The 1,974-nt window shown below is 67.0% G+C and carries 3 protein-coding genes and 2 pseudogenes (1 of these 5 cut by a window edge); 3 read left to right on the forward strand and 2 right to left on the reverse strand.

The features are described 5' to 3' along the window. A pseudogene (locus BN903_RS13365) lies at positions 1 to 17 on the forward strand (RimK family alpha-L-glutamate ligase); its annotated part reaches 675 nt to the left of the window's first position; the annotation flags it as partial. Next, positions 1 to 722 (forward strand): annotated as a pseudogene (locus BN903_RS16980) (cryptochrome/photolyase family protein); the annotation flags it as partial. The pseudogenes BN903_RS13365 and BN903_RS16980, both read left to right, overlap by 17 nt. Positions 723 to 799: 77 nt before the next feature. On the opposite strand, the gene BN903_RS13375 reads toward BN903_RS16980, so the two are convergent. Together BN903_RS13375 and BN903_RS13380 are read right to left on the reverse strand one after the other, a co-directional pair. Beyond that, entirely contained in the window at positions 800 to 1,045 is a 246-nt protein-coding gene (locus BN903_RS13375; protein ID WP_048078208.1) for a hypothetical protein, read from the reverse strand. 101 nt (positions 1,046 to 1,146) lie between these two features. Beyond that, a complete protein-coding gene (locus BN903_RS13380) occupies positions 1,147 to 1,326 on the reverse strand; it encodes a hypothetical protein (RefSeq protein ID WP_048078209.1) in 180 nt (59 codons plus the stop codon). A 96-nt stretch (positions 1,327 to 1,422) separates the two neighbouring features. Here BN903_RS13380 and eif1A point away from each other — a divergent pair, with 96 nt between their 5' ends. Further along, complete coding sequence (gene eif1A / locus BN903_RS13385) at positions 1,423 to 1,713, forward strand: translation initiation factor eIF-1A (protein ID WP_008584833.1); 291 nt, start codon at positions 1,423 to 1,425, stop codon at positions 1,711 to 1,713. Positions 1,714 to 1,974 lie beyond the last annotated feature (261 nt).

A 1,974-nucleotide genomic window follows, 5' to 3' on the forward strand; every position in this document is an offset into this window, starting at 1 on the left:
CGTCGACGTCGCTCGACGAGTTCGGCGACGGAGACGCCGCGACCGGGGGCGCGAACGACGACCCCGCCCCCGTCCCGCTCAACGCCGCGGAGGGGTTCATCAGGCAGGTGATCGGCTGGCGGGAGTTCGTGCGCCACGTCTATCGGGAAGCGATGCCCGAACTGGCCGACGCGAACAAGCTGGAACAAAAGCGGGAGCTGCCGCCCGCCTACTGGGACGGCGAGACCGACATGGAGTGTCTCTCCGAGGCGGTGGGCCACGTCCGCGAGTTCGGCTACGCACATCACATCGAGCGGCTCATGGTGCTTTCGAACTTCGCGTTGGTGTACGGCGTCGACCCCGGCGAGTTAAACGAGTGGTTCCACCTCGGCTTCGTCGACGCCTACCACTGGGTGACGACGCCGAACGTCGTCGCGATGGGCTCGTTCGGCACCGACGTCCTCTCCTCGAAGCCGTACGCCTCCTCGGGGAGCTACGTCAACCGGATGAGCGACCACTGCGCCGACTGCCCGTACGCCGTCTCGCGGACGACGGGCGAGGGGGCGTGTCCGTTCAACGCGCTGTACTGGGACTTCCTGAAGGAGAACGAGGAGACGCTTCGTGGCACCGGGCGGATGGGACTGATGTACTCGCACGTCGACGGGAAGGACGACGAGGAGTGGACGGCGATCCGCGAACGCGCGGCGGCGGTGCGCGAACTGGCGGCAGAGGGGGAGTTATAGCAGCGGGGACCGGAGCGGGGGGAGCTGTAGCAGAGGGAGCCGGAGCGGAGGGAGCTGTGGCGGGGCGGCCGTAGCGCCTACTCGCCGTTCGCGAGTCGCCGGAGCCGGGGAATCGCCTGCTCGTAGCCGAGACCGACGAGCCCCACGTACAGCGCGATCAGGCCCATGCCGACCGCCCACGCGCCGAGCACGAGTTGGCCGCCCGAGACGGCGGAGAGTCCGAACTGTTCGAGTACGACGCCGATCACGGACGCGACGCCGGCACCGAGGGTAACGACGAGGAGTTCGGCGAGTTCGACCGCGACGGCGGGTACTTCGACCATACCCGAGGGGGACGGTCGATCATTATGACTCTTTCGAGAGAGCGGTGAACGCCGAGCCGGGCGTGCCGGCGTGGTCGACGCCGCGGGCCGTCGCGCCCCGGTCACTTCAGTCCGAACGACCGCATGACGGTGTCGGCCAGCCCCTTCGCGATCAGCGCGAGCCCGGCCAGAACCACCATCAGCGCGCCCGCGACGACCGGGTCGTGGAGGGTCAGAATGCCGATTCCGGCGAAGACGACGAGGAGGCCGACGATTCCTTCAATTCCGAGCGTGTCGCGCATGCCGTCGGGTCCGCGGTCCGGTGACCTAAAAGGGCCGTTTCGGTCCCGACAGAGAGCGGCCCTTTTATTTCGGCGAGTGCGTATGGCCGCGTACGCATGAGCAACGGAGACGGCAGCGGTCGGAACGACCTCCGGATGCCCGACGACGACGAGGTGTTCGCGGAGGTCGTCGAGATGCTCGGCGCGAACCGCGTCAAAGTGCGCTGTGCGGACGGGAACGAACGGACCGCGCGCATCCCCGGCCGGATGCAAAAGCGCGTGTGGATCCGCGAAGACGACATCGTCCTCGTCGAGCCGTGGGACTGGCAGGACGAGAAGGCCGACATCTCGTGGCGCTACGAGAAGAGCGAGGCCGAACAGCTCCGCGAGGAAGGCCACCTTCAATAACGGGTCGTGGGAGCAGTCGTCGAGTTCTGGGGAGTTCCGTGACGCTCGTCCGTTTCTCGGATCGGCGCTGATTTCCCGATCTCTCGGGGATACGTCGGTACAATCGAGTCAACCAAGAACACCTCCAGAGTCCCAACCGCTCGGCTGTACAGTAGTGTTCCTGTTTATAAATCACCGATCGGCACGGACCGCTCCGAAGCCCCAGCCGTGAGGCGGACGCACGCTCGCTGCGGTCCTCAGTCGCTCGCTGCGCTCGCTCCC

Source organism: Halorubrum sp. AJ67 (genome assembly GCF_000513435.1).

Bases quoted from the DNA above. Each gene is read 5' to 3' on its own strand.
- eif1A (WP_008584833.1), top strand. From the start codon at position 1,423: ATGAGCAACGGAGACGGCAGCGGTCGGAACGACCTCCGGATGCCCGAC.
- BN903_RS13375 (WP_048078208.1), bottom strand. From the start codon at position 1,045: ATGGTCGAAGTACCCGCCGTCGCGGTCGAACTCGCCGAACTCCTCGTC.
- BN903_RS13380 (WP_048078209.1), bottom strand. From the start codon at position 1,326: ATGCGCGACACGCTCGGAATTGAAGGAATCGTCGGCCTCCTCGTCGTC.